This is a genomic window from Microcoleus sp. D2_18a_D3, assembly GCF_036702455.1.
Lineage (GTDB): Bacteria > Cyanobacteriota > Cyanobacteriia > Cyanobacteriales > Microcoleaceae > Microcoleus.
Genome location: NZ_JAUBTK010000019.1, coordinates 1 through 15,015 on the forward strand (window position 1 = coordinate 1; position 15,015 = coordinate 15,015).

The 15,015-nt window shown below is 46.1% G+C and carries 12 protein-coding genes and 25 tRNA genes (1 of these 37 only partly in view); 31 read left to right on the forward strand and 6 right to left on the reverse strand.

Annotated elements, in window-relative coordinates; all coding sequences use genetic code 11:
• Positions 1-315 precede the first annotated feature (315 nt).
• On the reverse strand, positions 316-507 hold the full coding sequence (locus QUB06_RS11370; protein WP_333435371.1) for a hypothetical protein: 192 nt from the start codon (positions 505-507) through the stop codon (positions 316-318).
• A gap of 11 nt (positions 508-518) precedes the next feature.
• Here QUB06_RS11370 and QUB06_RS11375 point away from each other — a divergent pair, with 11 nt between their 5' ends.
• The 3 genes from QUB06_RS11375 (at position 519) to vapC (ending at position 1,934) form a co-directional block, all read left to right on the forward strand.
• Complete coding sequence (locus tag QUB06_RS11375) at positions 519-722, forward strand: hypothetical protein (protein ID WP_333335279.1); 204 nt, start codon at positions 519-521, stop codon at positions 720-722.
• Between the two features lie 356 nt (positions 723-1,078).
• A complete protein-coding gene (locus QUB06_RS11380) occupies positions 1,079-1,534 on the forward strand; it encodes a type II toxin-antitoxin system VapB family antitoxin (protein ID WP_333435372.1) in 456 nt (151 codons plus the stop codon).
• Positions 1,535-1,541: 7 nt separating this feature from the next.
• Entirely contained in the window at positions 1,542-1,934 is a 393-nt protein-coding gene (gene vapC / locus QUB06_RS11385; RefSeq protein WP_333435373.1) for a type II toxin-antitoxin system VapC family toxin, read from the forward strand.
• Between the two features lie 326 nt (positions 1,935-2,260).
• Here the strand turns inward: vapC and QUB06_RS11390 are convergent, their stop codons facing one another.
• From QUB06_RS11390 to petM, 3 genes are all read right to left on the reverse strand, one after another.
• A complete protein-coding gene (locus QUB06_RS11390; RefSeq protein WP_333435374.1) occupies positions 2,261-3,178 on the reverse strand; it encodes an NAD(+) kinase in 918 nt (305 codons plus the stop codon).
• A 1-nt stretch (position 3,179) separates the two neighbouring features.
• On the reverse strand, positions 3,180-4,157 hold the full coding sequence (locus QUB06_RS11395; RefSeq protein WP_333435375.1) for an NmrA family NAD(P)-binding protein: 978 nt from the start codon (positions 4,155-4,157) through the stop codon (positions 3,180-3,182).
• 197 nt (positions 4,158-4,354) lie between these two features.
• Positions 4,355-4,489 (reverse strand): cytochrome b6-f complex subunit PetM, encoded by a 135-nt coding sequence (petM, locus tag QUB06_RS11400; RefSeq protein WP_445251375.1) that lies wholly within the window; start codon positions 4,487-4,489, stop codon positions 4,355-4,357.
• Positions 4,490-4,529: 40 nt separating this feature from the next.
• Between petM and pdxA the strand changes: the two genes are divergently transcribed.
• Entirely contained in the window at positions 4,530-5,627 is a 1,098-nt protein-coding gene (gene pdxA / locus QUB06_RS11405) for a 4-hydroxythreonine-4-phosphate dehydrogenase PdxA (protein WP_333435376.1), read from the forward strand.
• Between the two features lie 120 nt (positions 5,628-5,747).
• Positions 5,748-9,359, forward strand: a complete 3,612-nt coding sequence (locus QUB06_RS11410) for an OmpA family protein (protein ID WP_333435377.1) — start codon at positions 5,748-5,750, stop codon at positions 9,357-9,359.
• A gap of 153 nt (positions 9,360-9,512) precedes the next feature.
• Here the strand turns inward: QUB06_RS11410 and QUB06_RS11415 are convergent, their stop codons facing one another.
• Complete coding sequence (locus QUB06_RS11415; RefSeq protein ID WP_333435378.1) at positions 9,513-10,337, reverse strand: biotin--[acetyl-CoA-carboxylase] ligase; 825 nt, start codon at positions 10,335-10,337, stop codon at positions 9,513-9,515.
• A 495-nt stretch (positions 10,338-10,832) separates the two neighbouring features.
• Between QUB06_RS11415 and QUB06_RS11420 the strand changes: the two genes are divergently transcribed.
• The 19 genes from QUB06_RS11420 (at position 10,833) to QUB06_RS11510 (ending at position 12,882) form a co-directional block, all read left to right on the forward strand.
• Positions 10,833-10,906, forward strand: a tRNA-Asp gene (locus tag QUB06_RS11420).
• 132 nt (positions 10,907-11,038) lie between these two features.
• A tRNA-Glu gene (locus QUB06_RS11425) sits at positions 11,039-11,113 on the forward strand.
• Positions 11,114-11,187, forward strand: a tRNA-Cys gene (locus QUB06_RS11430).
• 102 nt (positions 11,188-11,289) lie between these two features.
• Positions 11,290-11,364: transfer RNA gene (locus tag QUB06_RS11435), tRNA-Met, on the forward strand.
• 3 nt (positions 11,365-11,367) lie between these two features.
• Positions 11,368-11,442 (forward strand) — tRNA-Trp (locus QUB06_RS11440).
• 6 nt (positions 11,443-11,448) lie between these two features.
• Positions 11,449-11,522, forward strand: a tRNA-Glu gene (locus QUB06_RS11445).
• A 5-nt stretch (positions 11,523-11,527) separates the two neighbouring features.
• Positions 11,528-11,602: transfer RNA gene (locus QUB06_RS11450), tRNA-Lys, on the forward strand.
• Between the two features lie 13 nt (positions 11,603-11,615).
• Positions 11,616-11,697 (forward strand) — tRNA-Tyr (locus QUB06_RS11455).
• A 34-nt stretch (positions 11,698-11,731) separates the two neighbouring features.
• Positions 11,732-11,806 (forward strand) — tRNA-Arg (locus QUB06_RS11460).
• Between the two features lie 4 nt (positions 11,807-11,810).
• Positions 11,811-11,897: transfer RNA gene (locus tag QUB06_RS11465), tRNA-Ser, on the forward strand.
• 4 nt (positions 11,898-11,901) lie between these two features.
• Positions 11,902-11,974: transfer RNA gene (locus QUB06_RS11470), tRNA-Phe, on the forward strand.
• A 6-nt stretch (positions 11,975-11,980) separates the two neighbouring features.
• A tRNA-Asn gene (locus QUB06_RS11475) sits at positions 11,981-12,055 on the forward strand.
• A 10-nt stretch (positions 12,056-12,065) separates the two neighbouring features.
• Positions 12,066-12,144: transfer RNA gene (locus QUB06_RS11480), tRNA-Gln, on the forward strand.
• A 5-nt stretch (positions 12,145-12,149) separates the two neighbouring features.
• Positions 12,150-12,223, forward strand: a tRNA-Gln gene (locus tag QUB06_RS11485).
• Between the two features lie 29 nt (positions 12,224-12,252).
• Positions 12,253-12,329 (forward strand) — tRNA-Leu (locus QUB06_RS11490).
• Positions 12,330-12,352: 23 nt separating this feature from the next.
• Positions 12,353-12,433: transfer RNA gene (locus QUB06_RS11495), tRNA-Leu, on the forward strand.
• Between the two features lie 4 nt (positions 12,434-12,437).
• A tRNA-Pro gene (locus tag QUB06_RS11500) sits at positions 12,438-12,510 on the forward strand.
• Positions 12,511-12,641: 131 nt separating this feature from the next.
• A tRNA-Leu gene (locus tag QUB06_RS11505) sits at positions 12,642-12,715 on the forward strand.
• A 95-nt stretch (positions 12,716-12,810) separates the two neighbouring features.
• Positions 12,811-12,882: transfer RNA gene (locus tag QUB06_RS11510), tRNA-Thr, on the forward strand.
• A gap of 20 nt (positions 12,883-12,902) precedes the next feature.
• Here QUB06_RS11510 and QUB06_RS11515 read toward each other — a convergent pair.
• Positions 12,903-13,508: a macro domain-containing protein gene (locus QUB06_RS11515; RefSeq protein WP_333082047.1), complete on the reverse strand. Its 606-nt coding sequence runs from the start codon at positions 13,506-13,508 to the stop codon at positions 12,903-12,905.
• A gap of 102 nt (positions 13,509-13,610) precedes the next feature.
• Between QUB06_RS11515 and QUB06_RS11520 the strand changes: the two genes are divergently transcribed.
• The 7 genes from QUB06_RS11520 to QUB06_RS11550 all read left to right on the forward strand — a co-directional run.
• The gene (locus tag QUB06_RS11520; RefSeq protein ID WP_333435379.1) at positions 13,611-14,054 is read left to right on the forward strand and encodes a retroviral-like aspartic protease family protein; all 444 of its coding nucleotides are present in this window, start codon (positions 13,611-13,613) and stop codon (positions 14,052-14,054) included.
• Positions 14,055-14,098: 44 nt separating this feature from the next.
• Positions 14,099-14,169: transfer RNA gene (locus QUB06_RS11525), tRNA-Gly, on the forward strand.
• A gap of 136 nt (positions 14,170-14,305) precedes the next feature.
• Positions 14,306-14,376: transfer RNA gene (locus QUB06_RS11530), tRNA-Val, on the forward strand.
• 6 nt (positions 14,377-14,382) lie between these two features.
• A tRNA-Arg gene (locus QUB06_RS11535) sits at positions 14,383-14,455 on the forward strand.
• A 333-nt stretch (positions 14,456-14,788) separates the two neighbouring features.
• Positions 14,789-14,862 (forward strand) — tRNA-Arg (locus QUB06_RS11540).
• Between the two features lie 6 nt (positions 14,863-14,868).
• Positions 14,869-14,945 (forward strand) — tRNA-Ala (locus QUB06_RS11545).
• Positions 14,946-14,999: 54 nt separating this feature from the next.
• Positions 15,000-15,015, forward strand: a tRNA-Ala gene (locus QUB06_RS11550) (it continues 157 nt past the right edge of the window).

Consider the following 15,015-nt stretch of genomic DNA (forward strand, 5'->3'; position numbering starts at 1 on the left):
CGCGTCATTGGATTTCTCACCGGATGGTCCTGGATTTTACAGGCTTTATCTCTATCACATCTTTAAAAAAATGGTATGAAGACGAATTTGTGGTTATGGCTAGTTCAGTATAGATAAAGAGTTTGTGATTACTCATCTTTCTGCGGTTGATGGGTGGGGCATAACAACCCGGTTGGAGCGGGCTGACGAGATACAGCAATTTCCAGGTTTATGGAGTACGGTTGCAAGGGTTGGTCAACCATTTTGGTAAGTGCTTGGGATTAAGGTGTACTTTATTTGCCTGGAATCTGCTGTATCTTGGTTGTGATGCAAAGGTCACTGGCAGCCGCTCAACCGGAACGTTATCTCGTAAACGCTGCCTGACTTGGGAGATAATTCGGGAGCTCGATCGAGAGTTTGACATACAGAAAATTGGTAAAATAAATACACTTCGATCGCACCCATGCAACAAGCTACTAGATCCAATCTTTTCGCCAAACCTCGAACGAGGAGATTCTCAAATGCCATTGGCTGAACTAATGTCACAGATCCAGGAACTTTCAAAAATTGACAAGCTTCGGCTGATGCAGTTTCTGGCAACAGAACTGGTCAAAGAAGAAGATGCAACAAACTTTTTTGTTGCCGATCGAGAGTATCCGGTTTGGTCGCCTTACAATTGCTCTGAGGCTGCCAATGTTTTAATGAATCTTCTGACGACAAAACAACAAGAACAGAATGATTGACGCTCAGAGATTTCCCTACAAAATCATTGACAGCAGTCTTGGCATGGTAGATCGAATGCCGTATCTGCCATTGACACTCAGCCTGAACGGTCAATCCTTGAACGCTTAGGGCTTATTAGATACAGGCGCAAGCGTTAATGTTTTGCCCTACGAGTTAGGGCTACAACTGGGCTTAGTCTGGGAAAATGAGACACTCTCAATCGTATTGGCTGGGAATTTGGCTCGATTTGAAGCCCGCGCAGTCGTTGTTAATGCTCGAGTTAGTTCATTCCCAACGCTTAACCTGGCAATTGCCTGGACACAAGCAACCAATGTACCTTTGATTTTGGGGCAAGCTAATTTCTTCTTCGAGTTTGATGTCTGTTTCTTCCGGGCACGTTCAGAATTTGAAATCCGTCCTGGGCAGAGTGAATAGAAATGAAGACACTCCAACTATACCGTTATCTCGTAAACGTTGCCTGACTTTGGAGATGATTCGGAAGCTCGATCGAGAGCTTGACCTAAAGAAAATTGGTAGAATAAATAGATACGCTAGATGTCGATCGTTGCCGATGGGCATCGCTTATAATCGGATGAAAGCGCGATCGATAAAACTCACCCCAAAAACACCTATGAAAAGCACGATCGAAATCGATAGCTCCCTCATCACCAATGCGCTCCAAGTCACCGGACTGACTGCACAACAAGAAGTCATCGAATTGGCCCTAAACCTGCTGATCCAAATGAAAAACCAAGAGAACCTACGTGCGCTACGGGGTAAACTCGCCTGGGACGGCGACCTCGATCGCATGAGAACGGATACGGAACAATAGTAAGCCCATGATTATTGTTGATTCCAGCGTCTGGATTGACTACTTTAACGGACAATCCACCCCACAAACCGATCGCCTTGACCAACTCCTCACCACCCAACCGATCGCGATCGGCAACCTTATCCTCACCGAAGTCCTCCAAGGGTTTCGCCAAGACTCCGACTACAACAGGGCCAAGCATCTCCTCACCAATCTCACCGTCTTCAATTTCCTCGAAGCCGACCTCGCCATCAAAAGTGCTGACAACTTTCGCACCCTCAGAAAGCAAGGCATCACAGTTCGCAAAACGATCGATGTCATTATCGCCACCTTCTGCATCGAAAACAATCACGAACTCTTATTTTGCGATCGGGACTTTCTTCCATTCGTCGATCGTCTTGGACTGAAATCTGTTCTCTAAAGTAGTTGGAGGTTGAGTTTATCTGTGGCGGGTGATTGGGAACGTTATCTCGCAAACGCTGTCTGACCTTGGAGATGATTCGGAAGCTCGATCGAGAATTAAGGATTCCGGTAGATAAATGTCGCCCTACATTACCCACACTAATTGCTGTTTTATTCTACGAGTTATCAACAGATAAAGAAATCAAAATCCCTTCAATCGGTGAAAAACGGGAGCGGGAATTGCGCTCTCCTACAGCTAGGACTTGATATGATATCTACCAGCAAGCCAACTGGTTGAGCCAACAATCCCCGTCCTTGATAGTCGGGGAGTGTCAACAACAAGTATCAAGGCAACTCAACCGAACTCGGTTTAGCAATGTGAGGCAAGCCCCAGCCTAATTTTTCCCGCAAAATGTGGAAAAACTCAAAAGATTGCACCCGAATAAACCGGGCTGGGTACGGAGCTCGCTCGACTTGCACCCAATCTTCAGGCAGAACATAACATCCGCCGTTCCCGTCTACCACCATTACCAGGCGGTTCGGACTCGCCGGCAAAATCTTGATCGGCTCGGTGTTGGAAAACACCAAAGCCCGCGAAGCCATTGAATGCGGGCAAATAGGCAGCAACTGCAACACCGGCACTCCGGGAATGATGACAGGCCCACCGGCTGAAAGGGCGTAAGCTGTAGATCCTGTGGGAGTTGCGATGATGACTCCATCTGCGGCAATGTCAATAGAGGCGTGCTGACCGATCGCCACTTCAAAATGACACATACAAGTCAGCGGTTCCCGGTGCAGCACCATTTCATTGAGACAAAGAGCTTCCCAGAGGCAGTCGTTTTCTCGAAACAGCCGCACCGCCAGCATCGATCTTTCTTCTATTTCGTATTCTCCGGCGATTACCTTTTCCAAAGCTTGCGGCAGCAAGTTCAGGTAAGTTTCTGTTAAAAAGCCCATGTGACCGGTATTGACAGTCAGCAGCGGCACTCCAATCGGAGCGACTTGGCGAAATGCCGACAGCACCGTACCGTCGCCGCCCAAAACCACTGCAAACTCCATGTCGCTGTCAAAACCGGGGGGGACGAGTTGTTCGATCTGAGTGTGGCACAGGGGGCGATCGGGGCTAGAATAGCCCAGAATTCCTCCCGAACCAGAAACCGAGCAAACCTCCCAGCCGCGGGCAGTCAGCTTGTCTTCTAACTCTGCGGCGATGCGACAAGCCACAGGTTTAACGTCGTTGTATATAATCCCAGCTTTCGGCACTTTAAAATGTAAAGGGCATTTTTTGTTTACTCCGTTTTTTAGTTTTAAGCTGCTCGTACTCTATTTCCTTGAGCTTCTTCAGAATCAGATTAAAGTATTCTTCGAGATAAGACTCCAAAGTAGTAGTTTCTTTAGGGTCGAGTCCGAAAACACTGTAAACGTCATCCATCGGAGCTTTCAAGGGTTTTCCGGCTGCCAAAACTTCTGAAAAAGCCAACCTGTCAGCTACGTTCCAACTCCACTGAAAGAACTTAGCAAATTGACGAGTAGCCTTCAACAAGGCGTCTGGGGTGCGCGTAATTTTAGCTTGCTTCCCTGACAGCCGTTCGCACAACCGCACGATTTCGTCAGCATCCCAAGCGCGATTCCCCACCACCGGAAAGCTTTTTTTCTCGGTTTCAGGAACCGAAAGAGCCCGGACGGCAAATTTAGCAACGTCCTGAGTGTTCATGTAGGCAAGGGCGGATGGCTTGTTGGGCAGCCAGACTGCCTGATTGTCCAAAATCGGCATTGCATACAGGCTCAGCAGTCCTTGCAAAAAGCCGCAAGGTCTCAAGATTGTGTAGTCTAGACCGGATTCTGCTAAAAACAATTCGGTACAGCGCTTGATTTCCAACAAGGGGACTTGGGGATATTTCTCCGCATCGAGAAAGGAAAAGAATATGTAACGCTTGATGCCTGCTGCTGCTGCTGCTTGGATCAGCGATACTTTTCCGTCCCAGTCTACTCTTTTGATGCTGACAGAATCGGCTGCACTCGCTGTTGCTGCATCGATAATAGCACTGACGCCTTCTAGGGCCGGAGGCAGACTGTCTGGCTGGCAAAGGTTCCCCGGTACGAGTTCAGCGCCCCATTCTTTCAAAAATGCAGCTTTTCTGTAACTTCTGACTAAACAGCGCACCTGGTAGCCCTCGTCTAGGGCGCGGCGGGCTATTTGGCGGCCGAGAGTGCCGGTGGCACCTAAAATCAATAAAGTCATCTAGGGATTAATTATGAATCTTAAACTTTCTATAAGATGGTATCAGGTTTTTGTTAAGTTTTTATAACAAACTTAACAAAAACCTGAAATTTTCTCATTTTAGGCTTGAGATATTCGGCACAAGCCTGACTTTCGGCAGCAAGTAGACTCTAGAAGACAGAAGGTAGAAGGCTTCTGAAGGATTGGTTGAAAAAAACTTATTCTTCGCGGCCTTGCAATTTGAGCAGGAGGAAGCCTCCACCTATACCTACGAAAATTAGGGAAAAGGACAAAAAGGCTGCATTGAAAATTTCAGGATTCATGATTTGATAAGTCCAATTGGGCGATCGCATTAAATAAAGATAATATAATTTGGGGCAACCAGGTACATGAATGCTAAAATTTCAGTGCCGAAATTCCTGTATTTTGTTGGAGAAAACTGCCTTGAGTCTCGATCGGGAATCACAACTAGCTGTAACTCTGGGAGATCCGGCGGGAATTGGCCCGGAGGTGATTCTCAAGGCATTGGCAGATTCCGCTGCTGGTTTGAGGGTAACGGTTATAGGTTCTAGGAGAGTTTTGCAGCAAACTTACGATATGTTGCGATCGACCAATCCAGCAGCAAAAGCGGCAAATCCCGAAACATTAAATATTATTGATATTGAACCAGACAGCAAGTGGGGCGAAATTGTCCCCGGTGTCGGTAGTGCAGCTAGCGGGGCGGCTAGCTTTGCTTACATGGAAAGTGCGATCGGCCGTACCATCGCAGGCGAATTCTCCGCGATCGTGACAGGCCCGATTTCCAAAACTTGCTGGCAGGCGGCAGGTTACAATTATCCCGGACAAACAGAACTCCTCGCAGAAAGGGCAAAATCGCAGCGGTTCGGAATGCTGTTTGCCGCCACATCTCCCCACAGTGGCTGGACGCTGGTAACTTTACTCGCTACCACACATATTGCCCTGCGTCAAGTCCCCGATGCTTTGACTCCAGAATTACTGAGTGAAAAACTAGAATTACTGATAGACTGTTTGCGGGAAGATTTTGGGCTAGAAAGACCGAAAATTGCGATTTCTGGCTTAAATCCTCACAGCGGCGAAAATGGCAAACTGGGAAATGAAGAGCAAGACTGGATGATACCTTGGTTGGAAACGCAGCGCGATCGCTTTCCTCAAGTGCAGTTAGACGGGCCAGTCCCCCCCGATACCCTGTGGGTAAAACCGGCTAAAGTTTGGTACGGTTTAGCCAAGGAAGCTCACGACGGTTACTTGGCAATGTACCACGACCAGGGGTTGATTCCAGTAAAATTGATGGCTTTCGATAAAGCAGTCAACACTACAATTGGCTTGCCTTTTGTCCGCACATCTCCGGATCACGGCACAGCTTTTGATATTGTAGGTCAAGGGATTGCGGATGCCTCCAGCATGAAGGCAGCATTGCAGTTGGCGGCTCAGTTGGCTAGTCGCAGAACAGCAGTTAAAATAAGGCGATAGCTTTAGTACGCCTGACGCTTGGAAAAATTGTGTCATTCCTATTGATTTTCGCTGGGGTGAGGCGGCAAGCAAGCTGGTAATTTCCTTCGGTCGATTAAAATCAACTATTGGTAGCTCAGTATGGCAGCATCTAATGATAATTCAGGCAAAATATATCAGTCAGAAAAAGAGGTTTCTGATGCAACTCTGGCAAGTTCTAAAGCGGGAGAGCAACTTCAGGAATTGCTAACCATACTGACTGAATTCCAGTTATTAAAGAAAGCAAAAAAAGAACCAAGCGAGATAAAATTACCGCTTTCGGAAAAGTCTGTGCAGCGGTTGGAGGATGAGGAAAATCGGCGCAAACAATTGTCTTTTCGGATCGAATCACCGAGTATTGTACCGGAAGTATTAACTAACGATGAAGAGATCCCATCTCAAAGACGAGAAAACAATAATGAGGAACCAGATTTATCTATAGCCGGGAAGGTAGCTAAAAAAAATCGGCCCTCGGAGGAAGAATTAGAACAAGCAGTAGAGGAGTTTAAGAAGTTGCAACAACTACTGTTTGAAAGGGATTTGCCGGAATTTTACAGTAATGTTTTGAGCGTGGAACAAAGGTTAGAAAATTTTGAGAAGCTGATGTCTCAACCCGAAGAGTTGATGATTTTACTGAGGCCGTTAATTCCTGAGTTAGTGAGAGAAGAATTAGATGGGTTGAAGTTGGAATTACAAAAGGCGATCGACCTCGCGAGCAATAATAAAATTAATCGGATCGAGTTGGAGGCAAAATTAGCAGATTGGGAAAATCAGATTGCTAACTTGAACCAGCAGCCATTACCGAATACAGAACACTTAATCAAACGGCTGATGCCTGTGGTGGGCGATCTGCTCAACCGTAAGGTAGAGGAGTCTAAGTTAGAGGTAGCTTCGGCGATCGCACCGAGAGTCAATCAAGTAATTCACAATCAAAACGGACTGGAAGAACAGGTAGTAAGAATTGAAGATAGAGTTGCAAATATTCAGCAGCGTTACCAGCAGCAACCGGAAGATTTAATCAAGCAGTTAGTACCAGTAGTTACCGAATTGCTGAACCGCAAAATTAGTGAATTAAAATCAGATATTGTAGAAGCTGTTACCCCCTCAGTACAGGTAAGAATAGCTTGGGTAGAAATAGAAGAAAAAGTATTGAGCATCATCGAACGCCGACTGGCTACACAACAGTCGCCTAGTCAGAAGCCAGAAGAGATAATGGCGATGCTAATGCCCGCAATAACTGATTTGCTGAATCAGAAAATCGATGAATCAAAATTACAAGTAGCAGCGGCGATCGAACCTTTGATACAATCAGCAATTCTTCAAAGAGAAGTTCAAGGAAAATTGAGCGATGTAGAAAGTAGACTAAATAATCTTCAGCGACAGCAAAAATCTCAGCCGGAAGATATAATGGCAAGGTTAATGCCGTTAATGATTGAGTCGCTGAACCGGAAAATCGAGGAGACAAAGTTAGAGGTGAGAGAGGCGATCGCGCCCGGTGTCAACACGGCTATTCAAAACAGCGGTATTGCAGCACAAATATTAAATAATGAAAGTAAGATTGTCGAAGTTCAGCAGCAAGTTTTAGCCGAGATAGAAGGGTTGATGGCAAGAATAATGCCAGTGATTGTAGAAATGCTGTCCCGAAACATCGGGGAAGCAAAGCTAGAGATAGAATCTGCGATCGCCCCCGCTGTCGATGCCATCATTCAGAATAAAAGGATCGATCAAAGACTTGGGAAGATCGAACAACAGATTGTGGCGATCGAACACCGGATTTATGAATCCACAGACTTGTTTACAGATTTACTGAAACCTTTGATTGACGAGCTGATGGTTAGCCATCACGCCCAACTACAAAAGTCGGTCATCGAATCTATTTTACCATTGTTAGATGAAGTTGTAAGTTATAATTACAGACTCAACGATAAAGTAGGGGAACTCGATCGCAAAATTACTGATGCGGAATGGGGAGGCAATCGGGAAGAATTACTCGCCAGAATTAAAATTATGTTTCCCGAAATGATGATCCAAACCATTAATGAGTCGAGACAATCATTTGTCGAAACCATAAGTCCGATAATTGATGAAATAATTAATACCAAAACCCGACAAAACAGGCAGTCGATGGGAGTAGCCATATCGCCGGCTCTGACTGTGGGAATCAGCCACAGAATGAGTGAATCGCCCGATGAAATTGCAATGGCGATCGCGCCGGAAATGGCCGCCGCTATCAAACAGCAAATTCATCTCAAGCGAGAAGCAATGTCGGATGCACTTTATCCGATCATCGGCAGCACGATTTTAAAATACATCGCCGAGATGATGCGGGAGATTAATGAAAAAGTCGAATCAGCTTTAAGTCCAGAGGGAATTAGCCGCAAAATCAAAGCCAAATTACAGGGCATTTCTGAAGCAGAATTGCTGATGAAAGAAACAACACCACTGAGTGTTAAAGCTGTTTTTTTAATTCAAACACAATCGGGCTTAGTAATTTCAGCAGTGCAGCATTCTGAACGCGAACAGCTAGACTCAGACATGGTAGCGGGGATGCTGACTGCTATTCGGGCTTTTGTCAACGATTGTATATCTCAGTCGGGAAATGTTGCAGAAATTGATGCAATAGAATACGGCACATCTACGATCGTACTGGAAGTGGCGGGTTCGTGTTATCTAGCAGTAGTGATGCAAGGAGAAACCCGCCAGTGGTTTAAGTATAAAATGCGATCGATATTCAACAATATTGTTCAAGAATACGGAACTCAAATTCAGTCATTTAACGGCGATCCAGCAACTGTGCCACCCGAAGTAAACTCGAAATTGCAAAAATTAATCGATACAGAGGTAAAAGTTAAATCTCGTAAACGTCCAATTTTACCCATGATCGGTTTGGCAGCGTTAGGTTTAATTGGCGTACCTTGGGGAATTCATCAATACCGCAGCGGAGTTGAAGCGAGCTTAGAAGCAGATACGAATTTAGCATTACAATCTGCTCCCGAGTTATCGGTTTATCGTATCGTGGCAGATGTTAAAGATAAATTATTGCAGATTTCGGGACGAGTGCCGAATCAAAATCTGCGATTGAAAGCGGAAAAAATCGCTCAGCAAGTGGCTCCACAATCAAGAATTGAAAATAAAATTATAGCCGTTGAAGTACCTCCCGATCCAGTTTTAGTCGAAGCCGATGTCAAGCGGACAGCAGCTCTTTTGAATAAAGTAGAAAGCATTAATATCTCAGCTCGCTATGCAGAGGGAAAAGTTGCGGTTGCAGGGAGTGTCAGCCAAGTGCCAGATGCTCAGAAAATAACTCAAGCTTTTGAGAAAATTCCGGGGGTGAAGTCGGTAACAAATACAGTGATAATAGGAACTCCACCGCCACCAAAGATAATAATGCCAGTTCGCGTGTATTTCGGTGCAGGTTCGGCAAGTTTGCAGGCGAAAGATGTAGCACAAAAGCTTAGCAAAGTCAAGGAATATATGGAGAAAAATCGCACGAAGAATTTAAGGATAGTTGGCTACAGCGATTTTAAAAGCAGTCCGACCGAAAATCAAAAGTTGGCACTGGAAAGGGCGACAAATGTGAAAAATATTTTGGTTAGACAAGGGATAAATGGCAACAGAATACAAGTTGCTTCTACTAAGGGTCGTCCCGAAGGTGTGGAGGCCAATCAACCGCTGTGGCTGAGCAGATTGGTAGTATTTGAGGTGATAAATTAGAAATTGGGAAGGGGGAATTGGGCATCGGGCATCGGGCATCGGGAATTGGGCATCGGGCATCGGGCATCGGGCATCGGGCATCGGGCATTGCTAGCAAATAACAAATAACAAATAACTACTGACTAATGACTAATGACTACTGACTAATGACTCTTAATTTAATCGAACTCGCCCGGAGGTAAAGGCTTGTATTCGATCGCCCGCCAAGCATACTAACAAGCGGCCGCTTCCATCAATGCCGGCTGCTTCTCCGCAGATGGTTTCTGACGCAAGTTCGATCGCCACCGGGCAGCCAATCAACCCATCGCGGCGGCGCAATTCCGGCAAAAGTAGCGCTAAACCGGACTTGGAGGCTGGCTTGTCTGTGGTAGAAAACATATCGGCTAGTTCGAGTAAATAGTGTCGCAGTCGATCGAGCAAACACAGTTCATCTGGTACTGTACTAGCAATAGAATGCAAGCTTACCGCATTGCCGAGATCCCTTTCATCCAATCCCGCAGCCGCGAAATCTACGCAGCGGTTGAGTCCAATTCCCACAACTGCGCGAGTTTTGCCCAAAGCATTGCCCGAAGTGGCTTCGCAGAGAATTCCCGCTAATTTGTGGCGATCGATCCAGACATCGTTTGGCCATTTCAGGCGCAGCATATCGCGACAGTCGGGAACCAAATCTTCGATCGCGTAAATCACGGCTAAACCCGCTGCTAAACTGAGTCCCGGCAACAGATTAGGGTTGAGGTTGTCGAGTACAAAACTAACAGTCAAGACACCAGTTGGGGCGTGCCAGGTGCGCCCGTGTTGGCCGCGCCCGCTGGTTTGTCGCTTGGTAAATACTGCATCTCCGTGGTGGAGTTGGGCCGCGCGGGCGATCGCCCAACTGTTGGTACTCGGACAGGTATCCAAGGAGTGTAGCCAGTGATGGAGGTTTGCGCGATCGGCTTCTGCCAATGCGGGCACGGGAGTTAAGGGCAATTCAGACAACGTTTGATTTGTAGTATTTGATATCTAAAAGCTGATTATCGCATTTTCCAGAAGTGCCACCTCGCGCGACGGCGAGAATTCAGAGAAATTGGAGTGTAGTACGGTTTCAGCATCAGATTTACCTTACGACACAACATCAATTTAACAGTAAAAGTCTTGATATATAAGAATTTTGGGGGACGTAGAGGGTTGATCGGAGCGATCGACACCCCTTTAAAAAACCCAATTTAAAAAAAAGTTGTATTACCCCCTTGACAGTCTTGTAATACACAATGTAGCATAAATGTATGGCGAAGGGGAAAGAGCTTCAAAGCCTTACCCCACGAGCAATATGAACCTTGACAACTGAATAGGAAGTTAATCGTGTCACATAATTGTGGACATTGGCGGTGTAGACTCCGGCAACAAAAGCCCGATCGGGTTGTAGTACGCGGAATCAACCGCCACCCCGTCCCAACTTGAGTAATTCAAGGACAGAATATTGTTCATTTTCGCGGGGGTATAGCTCAACCGGTCAGAGCAGTCGCCTGTCGAGCGAAAGGTTGCGAGTTCAAGTCTCGTTACTCCCGTCCGTCGATTTTAGATTTTAGATTTTAGATTTTAGATTTACTCCACAGGAGAACAATCTGGGAACTGGAACTAGGGTCTAAAATCCACACCTCCTGTCGGAAAGCAAGTATCCGTTTTTCGGCGGGGGTCAAAGTCCCGTAGGCAAAAGTCAAGCCGTCTCCCTCTCAAGGAGAAGATTGCGAGTGCAAACCTCGTCGGGACTCCCAGGTTAGGTGGCTGAGTGGCTCAAAGCGTCGGTCTGCAAAACCGATTTTCGCGGGTTCAAATCCCGCCCTAACCTCTGTTCCCAATCAGAAATTAAAAAATAGAAATTAAAAGATTAAACTAACAGTCTTTTAATTGAGTTTTTTAACTGTGAAAAGGAACTAAGCGAAAGTGACATTGCAGCGTAGCTTAATGGTAAAGCGCCAAGTTCATACCTTGGTCAATGCGGGTTCAAATCCCGCCGCTGCGACCACAAGCAGGGATGGTGTAACTGGCAACACTCTGGTCTCCAAAACCAGCATTCTGAGTTCAAATCTCAGTTCCTGTGCCAATTTATAGTGCTGTAGGCAAATGGTTTAAGCCGCTTGGATTTCACCCAAGTGATTGCGGGTTCAACTCCCGTCAGCACTTCTCGTGGGTCGTTGGCAGAATGGTTTTGCAGCCGCCTTTTAAGCGGATGGATCGAGGTTCAATTCCTCGACGACCTACCAAAATTTCTATCTTGGGTCGGCCCTCCTATTGGCGTGGGTAGCTGTCTGTAAAACAGTAGCTTAAAGCGTTGCTGGTTCAATTCCAGCCCGACCCATTTGTAACTGCATTTAATATGCAGTTGCAATCTTGAGAACGTGGTGTAACTGGATAACATCTCAGTCTACGAAACTGAAGATTTGGGGGTTCAAATCCCTCCGTTCTCGCTGTGGAGAGGTGGCCGAGTGGCTTAAGGCGCTTTCCTGCTAAGAAAGAGCGGTTTAACAGCCGTCGAGGGTTCAAATCCCTCCTTCTCCGTTTTCCCCCGATAGCTCAGTTGGTAGAGTGCTTGTGTGAAGAACAAGAGGTCGTCAGTTCGATACTGACTTGGGGGATTGCGTTGCCTTATAGCTCAATGGTAGAGCAAGCGGTTGTTAACCGCTAGGTTGTAGGTTCGAGTCCTACTGGGGCAGCCATTTTTTTTATTGCCGGGTAGACAAATTGGTAAAGTCGCCTATCTCTGAAATAGGAGTTTTTGTAGGTTCAAAGCCTACCCCGGCACCCAATTATTGGGAAGTCGCCTAATCGGTATGGCACCGCTCTTTGAAAGCGGCAAAATGCAGGTTCGATCCCAGCCTTCCCAGTTCTGCTATTACCAAAGCAGATCGATTACACTCCTGTAGCCCAATTGGCAGAGGCCGCAATTTCAAAAATTGTGTTGTGTGAGTTCAAATCTCACCAGGAGTACCAAATTTTTAACTAAGTTTCTACTTGCTCCTGTGGCGGAATTGGCAGACGCGGCAGACTTAAAATCTGTTTTATTTTGATTGTGAGTTCGAGTCTCACTAGGAGCATGAACGGGATGTAATTCAGCGGCCAGAAGCCATGCTTTGGGAGCATGGAGTCGTTGGTTCAAATCCAACCATCCCGACTTTACCCCTGTGATGTAATTGGAAAACATCACTCGCTCAGAACGAGTGTTTTTTGCAGGTTCGAGGCCTGTCAGGGGTATGAGGTTTTATTCAATCTAAAATCTCAAATCTCAAATCTCAAATCGGTTTTGCCCCTGTAGCCCAATCGGTAGAGGCGCTAGATTTAGGATCTAGTCAGTGCTGGTTCGATGCCAGTCAGGGGTATTTGGTGACATCGCGGGTGAAGTAGCCTGGGTAGGCTTGGAGGTCTCATAAGCCTCTTCATAGCAGGTTCAACTCCTGCCCCCGCCACCAAAAATGCAGGTGTGATGTAACTGGCAACATGAGGCTCTTGTAAAGCTTTTATGCGAGTTCAAATCTCGCCACCTGCTTGGGAAAGTGCGATCGCTCTTTAAGCAGGATTGCGATCGCCACCTTCCCAAATTTGCAGTTGTCGTTCTGCGGCAACAAAACAGTTGACATACGGTGTGGGATACACAAAATAATCGTAAGCCAGAGCCATTTGCCGCGCGGCTTCACGATAAGGAACTCGGCCGATTCCCGTTCCCAATCCCGGACAAACGACACTCTCAATTTTACGTTTTGCGTGTTGATTGTAGCGCCGAATTGTTAATAGCATGGCCCACATTGCCACATACGGAACGTCTGTTCCTACGACAGACATCGGTACGCGCATGGTGGGAGTATGAGCGATAAAAGGATGTTTGGGATGGTGAGTTTCGATGATAAATGACGTGCCAACTGGTTGTTCGCCTAGATAGTCTTCCAAGATATGCTGCTGAACCCTAACCATGAGAGAATGACCGAAAAAATCAACAATGGCTGCATCGATACCGCCATCCATCATGCCAAATGAATTGGCGGGACTAACCAAACAGTCATACTCGGTTAAATCCTCGAAACGTTTGTTGGTAATTTCGACATTGGGTAGGTAGAAAAAATACTCTTGGAATGCGGCGAATAGTTCGGGATTGGGTGCTGTAAGTATAAGTTTCATGTGTTTTATCTCCGCTCCTAGTTTAGCAAATTACTAATGGCGATCGCACTCATTTTTCCAAAAAATTGCCATAATTGAGGTTGAGTAGTTCAAGGTTAAACTATGCTAGCAACTGACAATACCTCAATGGGAAAAATTATTACCCTACTCACCGTGACTAACCGCGCCGATCAAAATGTCGCAGCCAGAGGATTTATGCCTTCCGACCAAATCCGTTCAGTCACTCTAAATAATGTGCTAGTTGATACAGGTGCAACAACATTGTGTTTGCCTGCAAGTATCATTGCACAACTCGGTTTAGAATTGCTCAAAGAAGTGGATGTAGAGACTGCTAATGGCATTGGTAAAGCCAGAATTTTTCAGGATGCTAAAATTTTTTTAGTAGGACGCGAAGGCACGTTTGAGTGTTTGGAATTGCCCGGAGGTATGAATCCTTTATTAGGCGTGATTCCTCTAGAAGCCCTGGGAATTGAATTAGATTTAAAAAATCAGCGATTAGTAACTTTACCCATCAGTCCAACGCAAACTTACTTGACAATTTTGTAAAGGCTGTATGTTGAGGTTAAAGAGATACAATCGCTAAACTAATTGCGGATATGGTGTAACGGTAGCATTCGAGTCTTCCAAACTCTAGGCACGAGTTCGAGCCTCGTTATCCGCTTGGCTAAACGAGAGGTTTTTTCAATCCAAAATCTCAAATTTCCAATCTAAAATCGGTTTGCGGGTGTGATGTAAAGGCTAGCATCTGAGTATGCCATTCTCAGCGCATGGGTTCGAGTCCCATCATCCGCTTTTGTAGTCCTGAGCTTCGATGGTAGAGCGTTTGCCTTACAAGCAGACGCGGGGTAATCTCCTGTCAGGACTACCAATTTATGGGAGTGTAGCTCAATGGATAGAGCGCCGCGCTTCGGACGCGGATGTTGTGGGTTCAAGTCCTACCTCTCTCGTTGTTTTTGCTTTAATTTAAGGAGGTTGATTCCATTGAATGGTTAATTTTTTATATTAAGAGCGATCGCCCTTTGCGTGTCCCAATCTTTGGAGCCTACATACTTTAGTACGAGAGGAAAGGTAACGCTGTCAAAATCAGCGGGCGTTTGAGAACGAGGAGTGCCATGAACCCGGCAGGTTGGCTTAAAGGTAGCCATCCTTTAAAGAGTGTGTAATAACTCATCGGCGGAGTCCCTCTAGTAACTGAGAAAACGCAATGCTCTGATAACTTGCACGTCAAAGTGCGTGAACCGCAGCTATCCCCTAGGGAATCGCGCATTAACAAAAAACATGGGAGTGTAACTCAACTGGATAGAGTGTCGAGCTTCTACCTCGAATGTTGTGGGTTCAAGTCCTACCACTCCTGCTGAATGGGTTCGTAGCTTAATTGGTAAAGCATCTAACTGGCTGTTAGAAAGATATCGGTTCAAATCCGATCGCAATCCACCACACCAATTTGAGATTTTAGATTTTAGATTTACTCGACAGGTGAATCTTTTACGCGGGGTCATAGCTCAAT

Bases quoted from the DNA above. Each gene is read 5' to 3' on its own strand.
- QUB06_RS11375 (WP_333335279.1), top strand. From the start codon at position 519: ATGTCACAGATCCAGGAACTTTCAAAAATTGACAAGCTTCGGCTGATG.
- QUB06_RS11410 (WP_333435377.1), top strand. From the start codon at position 5,748: ATGGCAGCATCTAATGATAATTCAGGCAAAATATATCAGTCAGAAAAA.
- QUB06_RS11520 (WP_333435379.1), top strand. From the start codon at position 13,611: ATGCTAGCAACTGACAATACCTCAATGGGAAAAATTATTACCCTACTC.
- petM (WP_445251375.1), bottom strand. From the start codon at position 4,489: ATGCGATCGCCCAATTGGACTTATCAAATCATGAATCCTGAAATTTTC.
- QUB06_RS11380 (WP_333435372.1), top strand. From the start codon at position 1,079: ATGTCTGTTTCTTCCGGGCACGTTCAGAATTTGAAATCCGTCCTGGGC.
- vapC (WP_333435373.1), top strand. From the start codon at position 1,542: ATGATTATTGTTGATTCCAGCGTCTGGATTGACTACTTTAACGGACAA.
- pdxA (WP_333435376.1), top strand. From the start codon at position 4,530: ATGCTAAAATTTCAGTGCCGAAATTCCTGTATTTTGTTGGAGAAAACT.
- QUB06_RS11370 (WP_333435371.1), bottom strand. From the start codon at position 507: ATGGCATTTGAGAATCTCCTCGTTCGAGGTTTGGCGAAAAGATTGGAT.
- QUB06_RS11395 (WP_333435375.1), bottom strand. From the start codon at position 4,157: ATGACTTTATTGATTTTAGGTGCCACCGGCACTCTCGGCCGCCAAATA.
- QUB06_RS11515 (WP_333082047.1), bottom strand. From the start codon at position 13,508: ATGAAACTTATACTTACAGCACCCAATCCCGAACTATTCGCCGCATTC.